General features: G+C 76.2%; 19 protein-coding genes. 2 read left to right on the top strand and 17 right to left on the bottom strand.

Translation table 11 applies throughout. From position 1 onward, the window contains the following. Nucleotides 1-25 precede the first annotated feature (25 nt). The 17 genes from AB0442_RS11840 to AB0442_RS11760 form a co-directional block, all read right to left on the bottom strand. Nucleotides 26-1,069: a S66 peptidase family protein gene (locus AB0442_RS11840; RefSeq protein ID WP_366162345.1), complete on the bottom strand. Its 1,044-nt coding sequence runs from the start codon at nucleotides 1,067-1,069 to the stop codon at nucleotides 26-28. Nucleotides 1,070-1,152: 83 nt separating this feature from the next. Further along, nucleotides 1,153-2,124, bottom strand: a complete 972-nt coding sequence (locus AB0442_RS11835) for a zinc-binding dehydrogenase (protein WP_366162344.1) — start codon at nucleotides 2,122-2,124, stop codon at nucleotides 1,153-1,155. Between the two features lie 98 nt (nucleotides 2,125-2,222). Beyond that, nucleotides 2,223-2,921, bottom strand: a complete 699-nt coding sequence (locus AB0442_RS11830; RefSeq protein WP_366162343.1) for a hypothetical protein — start codon at nucleotides 2,919-2,921, stop codon at nucleotides 2,223-2,225. A 77-nt stretch (nucleotides 2,922-2,998) separates the two neighbouring features. Further along, nucleotides 2,999-3,361: a GatB/YqeY domain-containing protein gene (locus AB0442_RS11825; RefSeq protein ID WP_366162342.1), complete on the bottom strand. Its 363-nt coding sequence runs from the start codon at nucleotides 3,359-3,361 to the stop codon at nucleotides 2,999-3,001. Nucleotides 3,362-3,532: 171 nt separating this feature from the next. Continuing rightward, nucleotides 3,533-7,249, bottom strand: a complete 3,717-nt coding sequence (locus tag AB0442_RS11820) for a LysM peptidoglycan-binding domain-containing protein (RefSeq protein WP_366162341.1) — start codon at nucleotides 7,247-7,249, stop codon at nucleotides 3,533-3,535. Then, a complete protein-coding gene (locus AB0442_RS11815; RefSeq protein ID WP_366162340.1) occupies nucleotides 7,249-7,707 on the bottom strand; it encodes a hypothetical protein in 459 nt (152 codons plus the stop codon). Before AB0442_RS11815 ends, AB0442_RS11820 begins: the two co-directional genes overlap by 1 nt. A gap of 46 nt (nucleotides 7,708-7,753) precedes the next feature. Then, a complete protein-coding gene (locus AB0442_RS11810) occupies nucleotides 7,754-8,209 on the bottom strand; it encodes a TadE family protein (protein ID WP_359985234.1) in 456 nt (151 codons plus the stop codon). Further along, nucleotides 8,206-8,634: a TadE family protein gene (locus tag AB0442_RS11805; protein ID WP_363541190.1), complete on the bottom strand. Its 429-nt coding sequence runs from the start codon at nucleotides 8,632-8,634 to the stop codon at nucleotides 8,206-8,208. The genes AB0442_RS11810 and AB0442_RS11805 overlap by 4 nt, the downstream gene beginning before the upstream one ends. Then, a complete protein-coding gene (locus tag AB0442_RS11800) occupies nucleotides 8,631-8,906 on the bottom strand; it encodes a hypothetical protein (protein ID WP_030265308.1) in 276 nt (91 codons plus the stop codon). Before AB0442_RS11800 ends, AB0442_RS11805 begins: the two co-directional genes overlap by 4 nt. 42 nt (nucleotides 8,907-8,948) lie before the next feature. After that, nucleotides 8,949-9,830, bottom strand: coding sequence for a hypothetical protein (locus AB0442_RS11795; protein ID WP_359985231.1), 882 nt, complete (start codon nucleotides 9,828-9,830; stop codon nucleotides 8,949-8,951). Beyond that, on the bottom strand, nucleotides 9,827-10,786 hold the full coding sequence (locus AB0442_RS11790; protein ID WP_366162339.1) for a type II secretion system F family protein: 960 nt from the start codon (nucleotides 10,784-10,786) through the stop codon (nucleotides 9,827-9,829). The genes AB0442_RS11795 and AB0442_RS11790 overlap by 4 nt, the downstream gene beginning before the upstream one ends. Further along, the gene (locus tag AB0442_RS11785; RefSeq protein ID WP_366162338.1) at nucleotides 10,786-12,324 is read right to left on the bottom strand and encodes a CpaF/VirB11 family protein; all 1,539 of its coding nucleotides are present in this window, start codon (nucleotides 12,322-12,324) and stop codon (nucleotides 10,786-10,788) included. The genes AB0442_RS11790 and AB0442_RS11785 overlap by 1 nt, the downstream gene beginning before the upstream one ends. After that, nucleotides 12,314-13,396, bottom strand: coding sequence for a hypothetical protein (locus AB0442_RS11780; protein WP_366162336.1), 1,083 nt, complete (start codon nucleotides 13,394-13,396; stop codon nucleotides 12,314-12,316). The genes AB0442_RS11785 and AB0442_RS11780 overlap by 11 nt, the downstream gene beginning before the upstream one ends. Next, nucleotides 13,396-14,229, bottom strand: a complete 834-nt coding sequence (locus AB0442_RS11775; protein ID WP_366162335.1) for an SAF domain-containing protein — start codon at nucleotides 14,227-14,229, stop codon at nucleotides 13,396-13,398. Before AB0442_RS11775 ends, AB0442_RS11780 begins: the two co-directional genes overlap by 1 nt. 58 nt (nucleotides 14,230-14,287) lie before the next feature. Continuing rightward, nucleotides 14,288-15,013: an ATP/GTP-binding protein gene (locus AB0442_RS11770; RefSeq protein WP_366162334.1), complete on the bottom strand. Its 726-nt coding sequence runs from the start codon at nucleotides 15,011-15,013 to the stop codon at nucleotides 14,288-14,290. Nucleotides 15,014-15,213: 200 nt separating this feature from the next. Continuing rightward, entirely contained in the window at nucleotides 15,214-15,786 is a 573-nt protein-coding gene (locus AB0442_RS11765) for a hypothetical protein (protein ID WP_366162333.1), read from the bottom strand. Nucleotides 15,787-15,971: 185 nt separating this feature from the next. Beyond that, nucleotides 15,972-16,814, bottom strand: coding sequence for a hypothetical protein (locus tag AB0442_RS11760; RefSeq protein ID WP_366162332.1), 843 nt, complete (start codon nucleotides 16,812-16,814; stop codon nucleotides 15,972-15,974). Between the two features lie 114 nt (nucleotides 16,815-16,928). Here AB0442_RS11760 and AB0442_RS11755 point away from each other — a divergent pair, with 114 nt between their 5' ends. Together AB0442_RS11755 and AB0442_RS11750 are read left to right on the top strand one after the other, a co-directional pair. After that, the gene (locus tag AB0442_RS11755) at nucleotides 16,929-17,378 is read left to right on the top strand and encodes a pyridoxamine 5'-phosphate oxidase family protein (protein ID WP_366162331.1); all 450 of its coding nucleotides are present in this window, start codon (nucleotides 16,929-16,931) and stop codon (nucleotides 17,376-17,378) included. 82 nt (nucleotides 17,379-17,460) lie between these two features. Continuing rightward, nucleotides 17,461-17,916, top strand: a complete 456-nt coding sequence (locus AB0442_RS11750; protein ID WP_363541208.1) for a MaoC family dehydratase — start codon at nucleotides 17,461-17,463, stop codon at nucleotides 17,914-17,916. Nucleotides 17,917-18,148 lie beyond the last annotated feature (232 nt).

Genomic DNA, 18,148 nt, shown 5'->3' with positions numbered 1-18,148 from the left:
GGCGGGTGGCGCAGCCGTCGGTCCGTCAGTAGGTCACGGTGATCCGGCGGGCCGGCCCGTCCACCCGGACGGTGCCGCCGTACGGGATCACCACCTGCGGGTCGGTGTGCCCGAGGTCGACGTCGAACACCGCCATGGTGTCGGGCGCGTACGCGGCCAGCGCGCGGAGCACCGCCTCGCGCTGCCCGGCCCGGTGCGCGGCGCGCTGCGCGGCGTCGTTCGGCCGGTCGAAGGACCACGCCTTCGCCCGGCCCATCAGCAGCGCGGGGAAGCGGGCGAGCAGCCCCCGCTCCCCCATGTTGCGCAGGATCCGGAACACCTCCTCCCCGGACGGGAGTTCCTCCGAGGTCTCCAGGAAGAGCACGCAGCCCTCGTACGCCTCGGGGCTGCGGATGCCCCGGTCGGCCATCAGCAGCCAGCCGAGGATCTCCAGGTTGCCGCCCCAGCTGACCCCCTCGACCACCCGCTCCGGCCGGTGCCAGGTCCAGCCCCCGGCGGGCTGCATCGGCGCCTCGGACTCGAAGGTCGCCGGCTCCTGCCAGGGCCGGTCGATGTCGTTGAACTCCGCGGGCTCGGTCAGCTCGTACGGGCCGGAGGTGAACAGCGCGGCGCGGGCCGAGGCCCCGGTGACGGGGTGCAGGGCGCCGGGGCGGCCGAACTCGGTCATCACGCACGCCCCGTGGTAGCCGACGATGCCGAGGTTCCACAGGTGGGTCAGCAGGTTGGTGTTGTCGCTGAACCCGAAGAACGGCTTCGGATTGGCGCGGATCAGCTCGTCGTCGAGGTGCGGCAGCACGGCGATCTGGTCGTCGCCGCCGATGCTGGCGATCACGGCCTTGATCTCCGGGTCGGCGAAGGCCGCGTGGATGTCGGCGGCCCGTTCCTGCGGCGAGCAGCCCATCCGCCGGGTGGTCGGGTACTCCACCGGCTTCAGACCGAACTCCTCGGTCAGGCGGCGCAGACCGAGGCCGAAGGGCAGCGGCAGGACGGCCGGCAGGCCGGAGGACGGCGAGAGGATCGCCACCCGGTCGCCGGGCTTCGGCTTGGGCGGGTACACGGGAGCTGTCATGCTCCGATCGTAGGTTCGGCGGGCCCGTGTGCCGAAGCGGTTTAGGCGCCCCGGACGGGGAGGCCCCGCCCGGTGACGGCCGGTCAGTTCCGTTCCTCCCGAACGACCAGGAGGGTCTTGCCGGTGGTCGCCCGCGTCCCGATCGCGGCATGCGCCTCGGCCGCGCGCTCCAGCGGGAACCGCTGCCCGATCAGCGGCCGGAGCCGGCCCGCCGCCCCTTCGGCGAGGGCCTCGGCGGTGGCGGCGCGCAGCAGCACCGGGTCGGGCCGGGCCGGTGCGACGAGCTCCACCCCGCGGTCCTCCGCCGCCTCCGGTGGGATCGCCGCCCAGCTGCCGCCCGCCAGTCCGTAGCTGACCATCCGCCCGCCGGGCGCGAGCAGCTCGAAGGCGGCCCGGGCGAGATCGCCGCCGACCCCGTCGAGGACGACGTCCAGGCCGCCGGTGCCGGACCGCACCAGCTCCGGCCAGCCGGCCTCCCGGTAGTCCACGGCGAGCTTCGCGCCGAGGGCCGCCGCGACGGCCGCCTTGCGCGGGCCTCCCGCCGCACCGACCACGGTCGCCCCCGCGGCCGCGGCCAGCTGCACCAGCAGACCGCCGACGCCGCCGGCCGCCGCGAGGACCAGCACCCGGTCCCCGGCGGCGACCCGCCCGGCCCGTAGCTGGAGCAGCGCGGTGCGGCCGTCCGCGAGCAGCGCGACCGCCGTGTCCAGGGCCAGCCCGTCCGGCACCGCCACCAGGTCGGCCGCGAGCGCGAGCGCCCGCTCCGCATAGCCGCCGGACCCGCCGGTGGAGGTGACCACCCGGCGGCCGAGCAGCGCCCCGTCCACCCCCTCGCCGACCTCCGCCACCGTGCCGCCGACCCCGTTGCCGGGCACCAGCGGCGGCACCGCGGCGAACGGCCCACGGCCGCCCGCCCGGAACTGCGTCTCGACGAAGGTGGTGTTGGCGTACGCGACGTCCACCACCACCTGCCCCGGACCCGGCACCGGATCGGGCGCCTCGCCCGCCACCAGCACCTCGGGCCCGCCGAACTCCGTCAACCAGACCGCTCGCACGACCGCTCCCCGGCTCGCTCCGACCTCTGTGTCCCAGCCTGCACCTTCAAGCGGACTTCAGGTCAAGGGCCGGAGCCGGCACCGACGCGCGCCCGCGGTCACACCGAGGCCACCGGGCCGGTGTACCGGTCGGTGTAGTGGGCCAGGTACTCGGCGAGCTCCGGCGCGGCCGGCACCTCCTCGTGCTGCAGCGCCTGCCAGAGCCGGTTCTCCACCCAGAAGCGGTAGGCGAACTCCTCGAAGCCCGGGGCGCAGTGGGCGACCGCCGCGCTCAGGTCCACCGGCCCCTCCGCCTCCTCCCACTCCGGCAGGCAGGCGAAGTCCAACGGCGACCCCACCACGAACGCCTCCCCCGAAGGCCGCAGGTAGAGGTACCAGAACACGCAGTCCTGCTGGTCCCGCAGGAACCGCACCAGCCGCGCGCCCGGCTCGAACGGGCTCGGCAGCGGCTGCGACACGTCCGTCCAACAGCCCGTCACCGACACCTCGTCCAGCACGTCGTGGCAGCGGGCCGAGGTCTGCAGCGCCACGAAGTCGGCGGGCAGCTCGCAACCCGTGCCGGCCAGCGCCGACGCCACCCCGTCCAGCAGCGCCACCCGCTCCGGATCCGCCGGCCCCGGCCCGCCCAGCCAGCCGAACCCCCCGTCGAACCGGCCCGCCGCCAACGGCGGCAGGCTCTCGTACGGGTACCACTCGTAGGTGCCGCGGCACGGCCGGTGCACCCCCAGATCGGTGGCGCACCACGCCGGGACGAACTCCACCGGCCGGTCCGGTCCCACGCTGCTGACGGTGCCCACGGCTGCTCCTCCGGACGCGCTCGAATGCTCGCTCCGCATCCTGCCGCCCGGCACTGACAGCGGGCCCGGACCGGAGATCAGCCCAGGTGCGCGAGGATGACGGCGGCCTCCGCACGGAGCCGCTCGGCACGGTCGGGACGGCCCGCCCGGTCGTACGCCTCCGCCGCCTCGGCCCGCTCGGCGGCCTCGGCCCGGACGATCCCCACGATCTGCTCCTCCGACAGCTCCCGGCGCGCCACCTCGGCGGCACCCGCACCGATCGGGATCAGCTCGACCGCGAGGTTCCGGTCGGCGCCCTCGGGACGCTCCACCGCCTCGGCGTTGTCCAACGCCGCGAGGGTGGGCCGCAGGGCATCGACGGCCACCTTGTCGCGTGCCTTCATGGCCACCGTGAGGGCCGCCCGCAGGCGGGGTCGCAGGGGCAGGTCCGAACTCGTCATGCCGCGACGCTAACCGGGCCACCACTTCCCCCGCGACCCGATTCACGAGCGACCCCAGGGGCGCGGGGAACTGCGGAAGGCACCCCAGGGGCGCGTGACTTGGCTCACCCCGCCTTGCAGGTGCCTCCGCCCCCGGACTGCGCAGTTCCCCGCACCCCCGGGGCGGGCCTCTCAGGCGGCGAGGAGGTCGCGGAGGAGGGCCACGGTGTCCGGGTCCAGGTCGCGGCCGGTGCGACGGCTGAGGGCGTCGAGGCGGTTGACGGCGCGGACGAGTTGGTCGCGGGCGCCTGCGGAGGCGTACGCGTAGAACAGGTCGCGGTGCAGGAGTTCGACGTCCGGGGCGACGGCCAGGGCCCGGAAGATGGCGGCCTCGGCCGTCCGGTGGTCACCGTACTGGAGGCGCCGGACGGCGAGTTCGTGGGCGGTGTCGACGATCGCGGCGAGCATGTCCTGGCGTTCGGGTTCGGCCCAGCCGTACGCGTCGGCGGGGGCTTCGGCGAACGGCGCCCCGCGGACGAGGGCGAGGGCGTGGGCGAGCGCCGCGTCGGCGGTGGAGCTGGTGGAGCGCATGCCGCGGCGGTAGAGCCCGCGGAATTCGTCCCAGTCGCAGCTGACGGTCGGGGCGAGGGCGTAGCCGTCCGGCTGGTCGGTGCGCAGGTGGGGGCGGCCGTCGGCGGAGGTGCCGAGCCAGGCGGCGAGGCGGGTGAGTTTGCCGGGGAGCGGGCTGGCGGCGAGGGCGGGGGCGAGTTCGGCGAGGTGGGCCGCGCCGGGGTGCAGTTCGCGGTCCAGGGTGGCGTGGTCGATGCCGGGCCGCAGGGTGATGAGGGCGGCGAGTTCGGTGAGGCGGGGGACGGCGGCGGGTTCGGTGGTGCCGGTGGCGCCGGTGATGTCGACCGGTCCGAGGACGCGGAGCCTGGGCGCGGAGCGGCCGGCGTGGGCTTCGGGTGAGCGGAGGATGGCGAGCAGTTCGGCGCTGTCGGTGCGGGCGGCGGCCGCGCGGGGTGTGCCGGCGGCCGGGGAGGCGACGTCGGGGGCCGGGTCGTGGGTCGGTGTCGGTTCGGGGGCGGGTGCCTGGTCCGCGGAGCGGTCGGGCTGCCGGGGGACGGCGGGCTGCGGCGGGCGGGGCGGTCCGGAGGCGGCGTGCCGGCCGATGCCGTTGGCGGTGTGCCGGGGCGGGGGCGGTGTGTCCTCCCCGCCCGCGCCGGGCAGGTCGGCCGTCGGCCGGTCGGCGGGCGGCGCCTCCACGGCGGGCCGGTCCGCGGTCGGCTGCGGCACGGGAGGCCGGTCGGCGGCGGCCGGGACGGGGGTGAGCGGCGGTGCGGTCGGGTTGACGGGGGTGACCGCCCGGACGACGGCCGCCCCGGGCTGCGGCGGGGTGGCGGTCGGGGCGGTGCCCGCGAAGGGGCTGGCGCCGGTGCCGATGACCCGGGCGATCAGCCGCGGCGCGGCGTCGTCTGCGTCGTCGGCACCATTGGCCGGCCGCCTGTCCGCGGTGCTGCCGACGGCGGCCAGCACGGGGACGGGGGCGGGCAGTTCGGCCGGTTCGAGGTCGTCGCCGGGGCCGTCCAGGGTCCACTCGGGTGCCGGGTGCTGGGTGGTGTCGCCGGAGGCGCGGACGAGTTCGGCGAGGTTCGCGTACTGGGTGTCGTCGAGGCGCTGCAGTTCGACCTGGAGGTGCAGGCCGGGCAGGGTGGCGGCGCCGGTGGCGGGCAGGGTCCAGCGGGCGACGGGTCCGCTGCCGCGTTCCGGGGCACGGGTGATGACGGCGAGGCAGCTGCGCGGCTTGGCGTCGAGCAGGCGGCCGAGTTCGGCGGGCACCTGGCCGGCGGGCGGTTGGGCGGAGAGGACGATCTCGGGGATCCAGGCTTCGTCGGACCGGCCTCGGCTGCGGGCGTCGCGCGGGCTGGTGGCCTCGGCGGCGACCAGGGTGGCGCGGGCCCGGGCGGTGCGCGGGCCGAGTGCGCCGAGGGCCTGCTCCAGCGAGTCGTAGCGGTGGACGCGTTCGGCGGCGCGGCCGGCGATCGGCAGGTCCTCGGCGAAGCCGACGAGGTGCAGGTGGAGGCGGTCGGCGAGCGGGCTGTGGGCGAGTTCCAGGGCGAGGGTGCGCAGCACGTCGCGGGCGTCGTCGGGGTGGCCGGAGAGGTGCACCAGCCGGACGGTCTCGAGGTCGGCGAGGACGACGGAGCCGTCCGGCGAGGTGCCCAGGGTGACCAGGGCCGGGTAGGGCGCCGAGGACTTGGCGGCCTGGCCGGGCGACAGCAGTTCGTTGGAGTCCTCGGGGCACCACCAGACGTTGGCGGCGTGCGCGGCCCGGAAGGGGGCGATCGGCACGGCCGGCCCGGACAGGTGGAGTTCGACGGTGCGGCCGGGGGTGATCCGCGCGGCGACCAGGGAGGGCAGCCGCTTGCCGGTGCGGACGGTGTTGCGGGCCAGGGTGCGCAGGGCGCGGTCCAGCAGTTCCAGCGCGGGCACGTTCTGGCGGGCCTTCAGCTCGGCCTCGAAGGCGGCGGCGGACGGCGCCGGCATGGTGATCCGGTGCCGGGGCCTGCGGACGCGCTGCTGGTCGCCGCGGCGCCGGGCGACCGTGCCGATCATGATGGCCGCCAGCAGCACGCCGACGGTGGAGGCGGCGAGCGCGGTGGTGTAGTCGCCGGAGGCGGCGTGCGCCTCGTGGCCGACCCCGGCGGGGACGACCGGCGGCGGGGTGTGCTTCGCCGGTGTGCTCGGCGCGGGGCTGTGGGGGGCGGGCGTGCTCGGTGCGGGGCTCGCGGGTGCGGGGCTCGCGGGTGCGGGCGTGGCCGGCGCGGGAGTTGCGGGCGCGGGGGTGGACTGCGCGGGCGGCTGCGGGGCCTGCTGCTCGGGTTGCGGCTGCTGCGGGGCGGGCTGCGGGGCACCGGGGACGGCCAGCACCGTGCCGGGGACCAGCACGTCCGGGTCGGTGAGCCGTTCACCGTCGGGGGCGCGGACGCCGCGGTTGGCCTCGAAGAGTTCGGGCCACCTGTCGCCGCTGCCGAGTTCGCGCTGCGCGATGGCGGAGAGGCTGTCGCCGGGGGCGACGGTGACCGAGGAGTGGTGCGGGGCGGGCGCGGGGCCCTGCTGCGGGGCTGCGCCTCCGGCGTCCGGCCTGGCGTCGCCGGGCATCAGCAGCTTCCAGCCGGGGTGGATCGGCCGGTCGGCGTCGAACCGCCGCCCGGAGTCGTCCATCACCCGGCCGTCGTTGAGCCGGGCGATCTCCTGCCACCGCTCCCCCGAGCCGAGTTGGTGCTCGGCGATGGACCAGAGGCTGTCGGCGGGCCGGGTGTCGCGGACGGTGTAGACGGGATGGTCCTGGGCGGGTGCGGCCTGGGCTGCGGCCGGTGCGGCCGCGGGCAGCGCGGCGTACTGCGGCGCGGCGGGCAGCGCGGCGGCGACGGCCTGCGGGCCGCGTTCGGGGACGGCGGCGAAGGCCGAACCGGCCACCGGCAGCAGGGCGAGGACGGAGCCGACCAGTCCGGCCGCGATGCGCTGGCTCCAGCCGAAGGCGGGGATCCGGCGGGCGACCCGGCCGCGGAGCTGGGCGGGGATCTCGATCAGCACGGACAGCGCGAAGCAGAGCCAGGCGATCCAGCCGACGCCGACCAGCGCCCACAGGAAGAGGCGTCCGTCGTCGGGGCTGGTGAGGACCTCCACGGCGCTGCCGCCGGTGGCGGGTTCGCCCGTCGAGGCGACCGCCAGGGTGCCGTAGCCGAGCAGCGCGGGCAGGCCTGCCAGCAGGGCGACCAGCGCGAGCAGCGCGCCGAGGGCGGCGGCCACCGAGCCGGCGGTGCGGCGGCGCCGCGGCCGGACGGCGGGTGTCCGGTCGCCGGGGGCGCCGGTGCGGGCGGGGTCGTCGGCTCGTCGCGCGGCCATCAGCCGTTCTCCGCTTCCGTGATGCCGGGCACGAGGGTGGCCTTGCCGTACCCGTGCACCTCGAGGTAGGTGAAGTCGGGGAGCACCGCGCCGATCAGGGCGCTGGTGTAGGTGCCGGTGGTCCGCACCTCGACGGTGCGGTCGTCCACCAGCCGGGTCGTGCCGGTGAGGTTGTAGGCCCGCAGGTAGTCGTCGGCGGCCCGCTCGGCGGCCTCCTGGCTGACGATGCGGTAGCCGCGGCCCTGCAGCACGGCCTCGACGTCGAGCTGCTGGCTCGCGACGCGGGCGGCCTCCTGGGCGCGGGCGTCGGCGCGTTCGATGGCGCGCAGCCGTCCGCCGAGGTCGAGCACGATGCCGACCAGCACGACCAGGGCGGCCGCGCAGATCGCCACGTACACCGACAGTGCGCCGTCGTCCGGGCCGCGGCGGCGCCGCGGCGGTGTTCTCCGGTGTGCCACCGGCCCCCCTCTCCTGCTCGGTCGCCGCGGTGGCGGTCGACCCTGCTCAGTCGCCGCGGTAGCGGTCGACGACCGAGGTGAACTCCCCCGTCATGGTCTTGTCCCCCTGCAGCGCGTCCACACCCAGCAGGTCGCGCAGCGGCACCGAGCAGCGCACCCGCACGGTGACGGTGGCGAGTTCACCGCCGGGGGTCTGCAGGGTGCCGTAGGACACCGGGGTGACCGGGTCCTGCGAGCAGCGGACCTTGCGCCGGCCGAGGACGTCCTGCACGGCGTCCGCGGCGGCCTGCCGGGCGCCGTCCTCGCCGCGGGCGAGCGAGGCGGCGCGGGCGCCGGCCCGGGCGGCCGCGTCGACGACGGCGCCGGTGCTCTGCACCCGGCCGGCGGCGACCACGATCAGCACGAAGGCGAGCACCACGGGCAGCAGCAGCGCCGCCTCGACGGGGACGGCGCCGGTGTCGCGGCCCGCGGGCGGCCGCCGGCGGGCGGCGCGGGCGGTCACCGCTGCCCGCCCTGCGGGACGAACCGCTCGCGGGGTGCGCTGAGCGTCTCGGTGATGGTCAGCCGGTCGAAGAACGGCACGACCGACTGCGGACGGACCGTCACCGTCATCTGCTGGGTCTCGGCGTCGGAGCCGGCGTGGTCGACGCTCTCGAGTTCGGCGAGCCGGCCGAAGCGGGCGAGGAACTCCCGTACCCGCACGTCCCCGTCCTCGGCGGTGGCACCGCGCACCCGGCCGGCGTCGACGCCCTCACGCAGCGCGGTGAGGGCGACCTGGTCGGCGTACCACCAGAGCGAGGCCTGCACCACGAGCATGACGGCGGTCAGCACGACCGGGAAGACGATGGCCAGGCCGAGGACGACCGCCCCGCGGTCGCGCAGTGCGGCGGTGCGCGGCGCGGCGGGGACGCGCGGGCGTCGGATCACTTCACCGCGTCCGGGACGTCGGTGGGGATCTTCTGCTCGGCCTTGCCGGCGAGCAGTTTGACGGCGGCCAGCACCGCACCGGCGATGGCGACCAGGACGATGATGGTGAGGGCGAGTTCGATGCTGATCGCGCCGCGGTCGCCGGAGGCGCGGGCGGCGCGCAGTCTGCCGAGGCGCACGTGCAGGTAGGGCATGCCGAGGTGCAGGGGCAGCAGGACGGGCAGCAGGAGGGCGGTGGCCAGGGGCTTGAGCCTGGCCGCGGTCTCGGTCATGGTGTGGTCTCCAGGACGGGCGGTCGGGTGGTCGTCGGCTGCTCAGCTGACGTCGAGCATCTGGTACAGCGCGGGGAAGACGATCAGCACCGTCATGAGGAGGGTGAGCGCCGATCCCGGCGCGACCATCCGCTCGCTGTCGGTGTTGGCCTGCGCCAGTTCCTCGGCGAGGAGTTCGCCGCGGAGGCTCTTGGCGCGGGCACGCAGGGTGTCGTACACGGCGGCGCCGTCGGTGCCGGAGATCCGCATGATGTCGGCGAGGTCCTGGAGGGGGGTCAGACCGAGTTCGGCGGCGAGGGCGTCGAGGCCGTCCCAGGGCGGCAGGCGGTCGGTGGCGGCGCGTTCCAGGGCGTCCCGGATCCGCCGGAAGACGGTGCCGCGGCCGACCGCGGCGGCCCGCCGCAGGGCCTCCGCCGGTCCGCAGTCGGCGGCCCGCTCCAGGGCGACGAGTTCCAGGTAGGCGGCGACGCCGTGCAGGTACTCGGTGCGGGCCTCCTTCGCCTCGCCGGCCACGATGCCGTCCGGGACGAGCCAGAGCACGGCGGCCAGCAGCGGGCCGGCCAGCAGCGGCACGGCGACCGGCAGGCCGATCCCGGCGACCGCGGCCATCGCCACCAGGTAGCCGGGCAGGACGAGTCCGACCAGCGCGAACAGCAGCTTGTGCGCCATGAACCGGGCCGGGCTGCGGCCGATCAGGGCGAGCTGCTGGTGCGGGATCCGGGCGCCGGGCAGCCGCAGCGAGTCCGCGCCGATCCGGTCGTACCAGGCGGGGCGGGTCTCCTCGGCGGGGCGCGGGTCCGGGGTGCGGTGCAGCCGGCCGAGCGCCTGGCCGAGGTCCGGCGGCGCGGGCCGGAGTTCGGCGAGCAGCAGGGCGAGGCCGCCGGCCGCGGCGCCGCCCGCGAGCACGGCCCAGGGCGAGATCATCGGGCCTCCTTGGCCGCGGCGGCGGCCTCCGGCGACGGCTCGGCCTCGACCGGGTCGCCGGGCAGCCGGCCGGCCTTGCTGCGCCGGTCGGGCTCGATCAGTCGGGGCAGCGGGGTGTGGGCGGCGAGCGAGCGCATCCAGGCGATCACCCCGACGAACGCGGCGGCGACCACGGCGAGCACCACCTGGCCGGTGACGCTCGCGTACGGCGCGGTGTAACGCGGGTTGAGGGCGCCGGCCGCGATCACCGCGAGGATGATGCCGACCAGCCAGCGGACGGTGGTGCGGTGCTTGGCCCGGTCGGCCTCGATGGCGCGGCGCTGGCGGACCTCCTCGCGGACCGACTCGGCGATGTCGGCGAGCGCCCGGGCCAGGCCGGGGCCGCTGTCGCCGGACCGCAGCAGCAGGGCGGCGAGCACCTTGTCGGCGGTGGCGTCGGCGAGTTCGTCGCCGAAGGCGCGCAGCGCGTCCTCCGGTCGCCAGCGGGACTGCAGCCGGGCGGCGAGGTCGCCGATCTCGGCCTCCAGGGCGGGCGGCGCGGTGCGGCGGCTGGTGACGATCGCCTGGTTGAGGCCGACGCCGAGCAGCAGCACGTCGGCGAGGCGCTGCGTCCACTCGGCGAGCGCCTCCAGCCGTTCGATCCGCCGGGTGTCGGAGCGGGTGGCGTCGTACAGCCAGGGCAGGCCGAAGACGGCGAGCGGCAGCAGCAGCACGGTCAGCGGGATCCCGGTGAACAGCCAGGCGCCGGCGCCACCGGCCACCGCGAGCACGGCCTGGACCTGCCGGGTCCTGGCGCGGCCTGGGCTCGCCGTCCCGGGGGCGCCGTACCAGAAGGTGTGCAGCCGGCCGCTGCCCGGCCGGGCCTCGGGCTTCTCCTCCCGGGTGCCGACCAGGCCGGCCACCAGGGCGACCAGCCCGCCGGCGACGGCGAGGCCGCAGAGCACGAAGAGCAGCATCAGCGGGCACCGCCGATCCGCAGCCCCAGCGGGGCGCCCCAACTGCCGTACGGGGACTGCAGCAGGCCGGCGTCGAAGCCGGCCCGGCGCAGGTCGTCCAGGCACTGCGGCGGGGTGTGCGGGACGGCCCGCGGCTCGCCCTGTTCGGTGCGCGGGCCGAAGACCTGGTTCATCGCCGGGCGGCCGCTCTCGCCGAGACCGGTGACCTCCAGGACGTGCGAGACGAAGCGGTGCCGGCGGCCGCCGACGGCGGTCTCGTCGACCATGGTGACGTGCACGACGAAGTCGACGGCGTTGGCGGTGAGCCGGTAGGCCAGGCTGTCGGTCATGTGGGCGCCGTACTCCAGGCAGAGTTCGGCGATGCGGTCGACCACCATGTGCGGGGCGCGGGCGTGCAGGGTGCACATCGAGCCGCCCTCGCCGTTGGTCATCACCCGCAGCATGGGCACCACCTCGGCGGAGCGGACCTCGCCGACGATGATCCGCGAGAGCGTCATCCGCAGCGCGGCCGGGATGAGTTCACCGATCGTCAGCTCGCCGGCGACCCGGCCGTCGACCCGCTCGCCGTTGCCCTCCCGGGCCTCCATCGGCACCACCTGGCGCAGGTGGCCGAGGGTGTGCAGCCACAGCTCGAACTCGGTCTCCAGGGTGCCGACCCGCTCGTCCGGCGGGATCTCGGCGGCCATCGCGCGCAGCAGGCTGGTCTTGCCGACGCCCTGCGTGCCGGTGACCATGACGTTCTTCTTGGCCCGGATCGCCGCCGCCAGGAAGGCCGCCAGCGTCGCGTCCAGGGTGCCGAGTCCGACCAGGTCGCCGAGGGTCGCCGAGGCGACCCGGTGCCGGCGGATCGCCACGTACGGGCGCGGGGTGACCTCGGTCAGCGCCTGCAGGCGCATGCCGCCCTCCAGCCGCAGCGCCAGGGTGGGACTGGCGGTGGAGAGGCTGCGCTCGCCGCCGCCGTGCTGGCGGGCCAGGTCCTGCAGCAGCTCGACGAGTTCGGCGTCGCTGTCGGCGATCGGCGGCACCTGCCGCAGCGGCTCGTTGGCCCGTGACACCCAGACGTCGTCGCAGCCGTTGACCAGGATGTTCTCGATCTCCGGGTCGTCCAGGTACGGCTGCAGCCGGCCGGCCCGGAACAGCAGGTCGTAGACGGCCTCGGCGAGCGCGCGGTCCTGGTCGCGGGTCGGCGGGATGCCGTGGGTCTGCGCGTACGCGTCGGACCAGCGGGCGACGACCTCCTCGATCAGCGCCCGGCCGCGCTGGCGCCGGGTGGCCCGGTCGACCTCGCCGGAGCCCTCCAGCTTGGCGAGCTGCTGGTGGAGTTCGGCCGCGACCTGGCGCTTGAGCTCCCGGGCGACCTGCGGGTCGACGGCAGGCCGGATGCCGACCGGCTGCAGTGCGGGCACCGCCGCGACGGGCGCGGCGGGCCCGGACGGCCGGACGGGACCGGGGACGACGCCCGGGCCGGGCACGGCACCGGGGGTCGGCAGGTGCCAGGGCGGCGAGGACGGCCCCTGCTGGAGCGGACTACCGCGCACGGAGCACCTCCCCGTACCCGTTCTGCGGCTGCTGCCGGTCCGGCGGCGGGAAGGGCGCCGGTGCCGGCGGCTGCGGGACGGCCGGCGGTGCGATGTGCTGCGGGAAGCCGACCGGCTGCGGATCGGGCACCGGCGCCCACGGCTGCCGCGGCGTCACCGGCCCGAGCACCGGGCCGGGCGCGGGGGCCGCAGCGGGCTGCGGGTAGGGCTGGGCCTGGGCCTGCGGGTACGGCTGGGCCTGGGGCTGTGGGTACGGCTGGGGCTGTGGGTACGGCTGGGCCTGCGGGGCGAGGCGCTGCCGGCGGCGGGCCGCGACCTCCTGGATCCGGTCGGCCGCGCTGCGCACCGTCCGCATCAGCTCGGAGCGGACGAACCGCCGGTCGGCGGTGTCTCCGCCGTCGGAGAGCACCCTGGCGGTGCGCGGCGCGTAGGGCAGCAGGCCCAGCGCGGAGACGCCGAGTTCGCGGGCGGCCTCGGCCAGCGGGTACGGGCCCTCGCCGACCGGCAGCAGGCCGAGCGCGTCGGCACCCGGGCCGGCGCTCTCCAGGTCGTCGCGGAGCGCGGCCAGCCGCGGCCGGGCGGCGGACAGGCCGCGCAGGGTGGTCCGGACGGTCGCCACCACCACGTCGGCCCGCCGGGCGAGCACCGCACCCGGGCCGGTCGCTCCGGACCGGCCGAGGTCGACGATCACGTCGTAGCCCTGGCCGTCCAGCGCCTGGAAGGTGTCGGCGAGCGGCTCCCAGGTGTACGCGAGGCCGGGCGCCTGCGCGGGGTCGGTGAGGCCCGGCAGCAGCAGCCGCTCCGCGGTGCCCTCCGGGGAGAGGTCGACGAGCTGCTCCCAGACGGTCTGGGCGAGCAGGCCCCGGCGGTCCGCCACGGCCAGGTTGCGCAGCCCGTACACCGCGTCGACGCGGCCCTCCAGTGCGCCGGCCAGCACGGCGCCGCCGTCCGGGTCGCACTCGGCGAGCAGGACCTTGCGGCCCGGCGGCAGCGGCCAGCTGAGCAGCAGGGCGAGGGCGGTGGTGGTGGCCCCGGGCGCGCCCGGGCCGCCGACCACGGCGACGACCGCCATCAGGTGCCACCTCCCGTACCGCTCTTCGGACTGGCCTTGCCGCTCGGGGCACCCGTCGGCGTACCGGCCGGGGGTGTGACCGCCCCGGCGTTCCCGTCGGCCGCGGTGGTTCCGCTCGTGGACGGCGCGGGCGCGGGGGCGCCGGCCCGCGGCGCGAGGATCACCTGGAACCGGCCGGAGGACACCCAGAGGGCCAGCCGCGGCCCGTCCGCCGAGGGGACGGCCACGTCCACCACCTGGCTGCCGTCGGAGTCGACCCGGCCGACGGTGACCACCACCGCGGCGATCGTCTCCGGCGTCCGGCCGGCCGCCTGGTCACCCTTGGCGTCCGGGGTGGACACCACCAGCACCTGCAGCCCCGGCTGAAGCCGCGTGGCGGGCAACTGGGTGCGCTTGGCGGCGAGGCCGACGGTCTGCTGGTCGGGGCGGAGCACCGGCTCCGCCGTCAGGTCCGCCTTGAGCAGCAGGGCGCCGCGCTTGAGGTCGGTGGTGGCGCGCAGGCCGATGGTGCGGGCCCGGTCCCGGGCGTCCAGCGGGCGCAGCAGCGGGTCGCCGGCGATGTGCGCGACCACCAGGTCGTCGGCGGTGACGGCCTGCCCCATCGGGATGTCGCGGGCCACCGCCAGCACGGCGATCCGCTGCCCCGAACTGGTGTAGAGGGCGGCGCCGCCGAGGCCGCCCGCGGCGATCAGCGCGACGGCCATCGCCAGCACGGCGGGCCGCCGCCGCCGGGCCCGCAGGGTGCGCGGGGGCACGTGCGGGGCCGGACGGTGCGGGTCGGGGGCGAGGGCGGCGGTGCCTGCGCTCGGCGTCGGGACGTTGCGGGTTTCCACCGGGCTTCGGCCTTTCCGGAACTGGTGGTTCGTCGTGGGGTCGGGGCGTGGCCGGCGGTCAGTTGAGCGCCTGCACCTCGGCGACCTTCAGCGGCAGCGGCTGGTCCGTGTCGACGCGGTAGTCGACCGCGAACACCCGCGCCCCGGTGTCGGAGCGCACCGCCTCGACCCGCCAGGTCAGCGTGGCGGTGAGGTAGAAGCTCTGGTCGTGCTGGCCGCCGGACGCCTTCCGGTAGGTGTGGCCGCAGGGCGGTTCGGTGCCGGCGCCCGGGGTGTAGGCGGTGCCGGGGCCGGTGCAGTCGGCGCCGGCCGAGCCGTCGCCGGTGTCCCAGTGCACCTTCGTCAGCCGGGCGGTGGCGGTGACGCTCATCGTCCGGCCCTTGGCGGTGGCGCTCTGCGGGCCGGCCGTGGTCGGCCCGGCGGTGTACCAGAGCCAGACCGGCACCCCGACGACGGCGGTGGCGGCCGGGGCGGCGTGCAGCGCCGGCGAGTCGAAGTGGATCATGCCGAGCGCCTTCATGCCCAGGTCGTACGGGCGGTCCGGCGGTGGCGGGCCGCCGGGCGGCTGGGCGAAGAACATCGGCGGCTTCGGCGACAACTGGCCGCCGACACCGCGGCAGTTGACCTCGTACACCGCGCCCTCGGACGGGGCGTGGCCGTCCCAGGCGGGGTCGCTCGCGGGCGGCTGCGGCTCGGAGCGGTGGTAGTAGCAGCCGTCCGCGGTGGAGAACCAGCCGAGGTCGTCGTCCCAGCAGGGCCACTGCTGTCCGTTCCAACTGCACATCTGCACCCCGCCGTCGGACCCGCCCGACGACCCGCCGCTCCCGCCCCCGGGCTCGGCCGTGCTCCCGGGCTCGGTGACGACCACGCAGATGTACCTGTTCTTGCACGGTCCCACGTCACCGGTGGGCCCTTGATCGGCGACCGCGGGAGTGGTCGCCAGCGTCAGAAACAGTGCGGCAACGAGTAGGCGCCGCAAGGATTTCAGCATGTCCGCCCCACCTCACGAGTGACTTCCACAATGGTCCAACTCGCGCCGTTCTTTCGCAGTCGCGTGGTGGAAACGTAGCGCCCGAGGCGCTGTTGGGGATCACGGATTGCCTTGGTCGCCGGGTCGGCCTGGTGCCACCCCGTGACGTCCAGGCAGTCCTCGATCTCCGCCGTCGGCGGATTGGCCGCGGCATCCAGTTTCCGGACCACCGGAGAAGTGCGGGGTGCTCCGATCATCACGAGCTTGGACTCGCGCAGTTGGTGGAGGCTGGCGAGCTCGTCGCTCAATGCCTGACCGGTCGAGTACGCCTGAAGTTGCGAACCGTCCGAATCCGGCCGTGCGAAGACCTCGACCTTGGCGTCCCACCAGGCTTGATAGGTGCTCAGGACCGTTCGGGCGACGGCTCCGTCGGGGCCTTCGGTGGGGGCGCTGCCGCCCGTACCCGGACCAGTCGAAGGAGTTACTGCAGTCCCACCGGGAACAGCTGTCACAGGAGTACCCAGACGGTCCGCAGAACCCCCGGCGTCGGCGGCGGAACAGGCACTGAGCGCCAACAGCAGTGCCACCCCACCGATCCCGACCGCCCCAGGGCGCAACACATTTCCGCGCTGCCGCATCGCCCCACCTCGTAGCGCCAGACCTCGTCCGCGGCCGTGGTCGCACAATTCCTCTGCCGTCCCTCGGTGCCGCCGCGGGGACATCGATTCTTCGCCACCCGCCCCGGCACAGCAACACCTCGGGCGGTCCGACCTTACGCGTTCGGCGGATCGGTTGGGGTGTTTTCTCGCCAGAGCACGGCCAACAGTTCGTCGGAAAGCGACAATCCGGCCAATGCGCCCCGGACGGCGGCCCGATTGTGCATCAGCAGCCGTCCCCCGTCGGCCGGTACGAGTTCGACGGCCTGTCCGGCTTCGGCCGCGCCGCCGTCCCGCAGGGCGAGTTCGTGCGCGAGGACGGGCGCGAGTTCCTGCGGGCCGAGGGCGGCGGGTGCGCCGGGGACGCCGCGGTCGAGGGCGTCCACCAGGAGCCGGCTGAACGATCCGTCGCCTCCCGGGCGGACGGCGTCCCGGCCGCGCCGCCCGGCCTGGTGCCGGCCGATCCGTCCCCAGAGCGGGACGCGGGAGTGGCTGAGGAGCTCCCCCGCGGCGTCCTCCCGGGCGAGGGCGGCCCAGGTGTCGCGGTCGGCGACCGCGTCGACGAGCAGCAGGGTCTCCTCCTGGTCGCCGTGCACCATGGCGCTGACCACCCAGTCCCAGGCGAGGCCGCGCCGGTAGGCGTTGTCGGGGGTGGAGCCGGCGGTGACGAGCGCGATCCGCCGTCCCCTGGGGTCGGCGGTGAGCTGGCCGAGCAGGCAGACGACCAGCCACCGCGCGGGTCTCGCCGCGGCGGCGCGCAGCGCGGTGAGCATGGTGTTGGCGTCGGCGTCCGGTGGCAGCAGGTCGACCCGGCAGCCCCGGGCCCCGGCGTCGAAGGTCCGGCCGGGCAGGGTGGCGGCGAGGGTGCGGGCGCCGTCCGCGGCCCGTTCCGAGCCGGACCAGCTGCGGTCCGGCCCCCCGTCCGCGCCGATCACCACCAGTTCGATGCCGCCGCCCACCCCGCACCAGCCCCCTTCCGCCTTCGTGCCTGGCGACAAGCTACCGCCGGAGGACCCTTCGGGCAGGGACCATCGGCCCTACCGGCTCCGCGGCCGCGGGCCGAGCATCGTGCCATGGAGTACGAGGACCCCGTGGAGGAGCTGAGCGAGGCCGAGTGCCGCCGCCTGCTCGGCACCGTGCCCGTCGGGCGCGTGGTGTACACCGAGCACGCGCTGCCCGCGGTGCTGCCGGTGGCGTTCGAGGTGGCGCAGGACGGCCGGCTGGTGCTGGCGCTGCGCGCCGACAGCACCACCGCGCGGGCGCTGGACGGCACGGTCGCCGCCTTCCAGGCCGACGTGCTCGACCCGGAGACGCGCTCCGGCTGGAGCGTCCTGGTGCACGGGCACGCCGAGGTGGTCCGGGACCACCGCGCGCAGGACGGCCTGTACGACGCGGGGCTGCGCCCCTGGGTGGGCGGTCCGCGGCCGGTGTACGTGGCACTGACACCGGAGCTGGTGGGCGGGCGGCGGCTGCGCGCGGTCGGTGCCGCCGCCGCGGCGCGCCCGGCCCCCGCTGACAGGTGACCGGTCGGTAGGCATACTCTCCGACTGTCCCCACCGGACGCAGCCGTGGGGACCGGAGCCCCGACCCCACCTGGAGCGCACCTTGACGACCTTCGCCTCGCTGGCCGACCTGAAAGCCGCGGTCGGCACCGAGCTCGGCACGAGCGAGTGGCACACCATCGGCCAGGAGCAGGTGAACCTGTTCGCCGAGGCCACCGGCGACCACCAGTGGATCCACGTCGACCCGGCGCGCGCCAAGGAGAGCCCGTTCGGCGGGACGATCGCGCACGGCTACCTCACGCTCTCGCTGATCCCGGTGCTGGCGAAGGAGTGCTACGGCGTCGAGGGCATCGCGATGGCCCTGAACTACGGCTCGGAGAAGGTCCGCTTCCCGTCGCCGGTGCCGGTCGGCACGGCGGTGCGGGCCACCGCCGAGCTGCTCTCCGCCGACGAGGTCCCCGGCGGGGTGCAGGCGCTGGTGCGGTTCACCATCAGCAGTGAGGGCAGCCCCAAGCCGCACTGCGTCGCCGAGACGATCACCCGCTTCTACGCGGCCTGATCCTCCGCACCCGGACGGTCCCGCCGGGCGGCGGGCCCGTCCCGGCGTGTCCGGGGCCCGGCCGGCGGGTCCGCCGAACGGCTCGCCCGATCATGTTTCGGCCGGGCCCGCACGGGCCAGGAGGGGTAGTGTCCGGTTTCGACGGTCGTCGTACGGCAGCGGAGCCCCAGCGGCCCCACCCGTACGCGTCCGGCCTGCCGGCCTCCGCGACCGCGGACGCCGGACGGCCACC

The sequence above is a fragment of the Kitasatospora sp. NPDC085895 genome, from assembly GCF_040702125.1.
Taxonomy (GTDB): Bacteria; Actinomycetota; Actinomycetes; order Streptomycetales; family Streptomycetaceae; genus Kitasatospora; species Kitasatospora arboriphila.
This window is presented reverse-complemented; position numbering and strand designations above follow the sequence as displayed.

What these genes read in the sequence shown, in the direction of transcription:
- AB0442_RS11840 (WP_366162345.1), bottom strand. Translation starts at nt 1,069, where the DNA reads ATGACAGCTCCCGTGTACCCGCCCAAGCCGAAGCCCGGCGACCGGGTG.
- AB0442_RS11825 (WP_366162342.1), bottom strand. Translation starts at nt 3,361, where the DNA reads ATGACGAGTTCGGACCTGCCCCTGCGACCCCGCCTGCGGGCGGCCCTC.
- AB0442_RS11820 (WP_366162341.1), bottom strand. Translation starts at nt 7,249, where the DNA reads ATGGCCGCGCGACGAGCCGACGACCCCGCCCGCACCGGCGCCCCCGGC.
- AB0442_RS11800 (WP_030265308.1), bottom strand. Translation starts at nt 8,906, where the DNA reads ATGACCGAGACCGCGGCCAGGCTCAAGCCCCTGGCCACCGCCCTCCTG.
- AB0442_RS11795 (WP_359985231.1), bottom strand. Translation starts at nt 9,830, where the DNA reads ATGATCTCGCCCTGGGCCGTGCTCGCGGGCGGCGCCGCGGCCGGCGGC.
- AB0442_RS11790 (WP_366162339.1), bottom strand. Translation starts at nt 10,786, where the DNA reads ATGCTGCTCTTCGTGCTCTGCGGCCTCGCCGTCGCCGGCGGGCTGGTC.
- AB0442_RS11780 (WP_366162336.1), bottom strand. Translation starts at nt 13,396, where the DNA reads ATGGCGGTCGTCGCCGTGGTCGGCGGCCCGGGCGCGCCCGGGGCCACC.
- AB0442_RS11770 (WP_366162334.1), bottom strand. Translation starts at nt 15,013, where the DNA reads ATGTGCAGTTGGAACGGACAGCAGTGGCCCTGCTGGGACGACGACCTC.
- AB0442_RS11755 (WP_366162331.1), top strand. Translation starts at nt 16,929, where the DNA reads ATGGAGTACGAGGACCCCGTGGAGGAGCTGAGCGAGGCCGAGTGCCGC.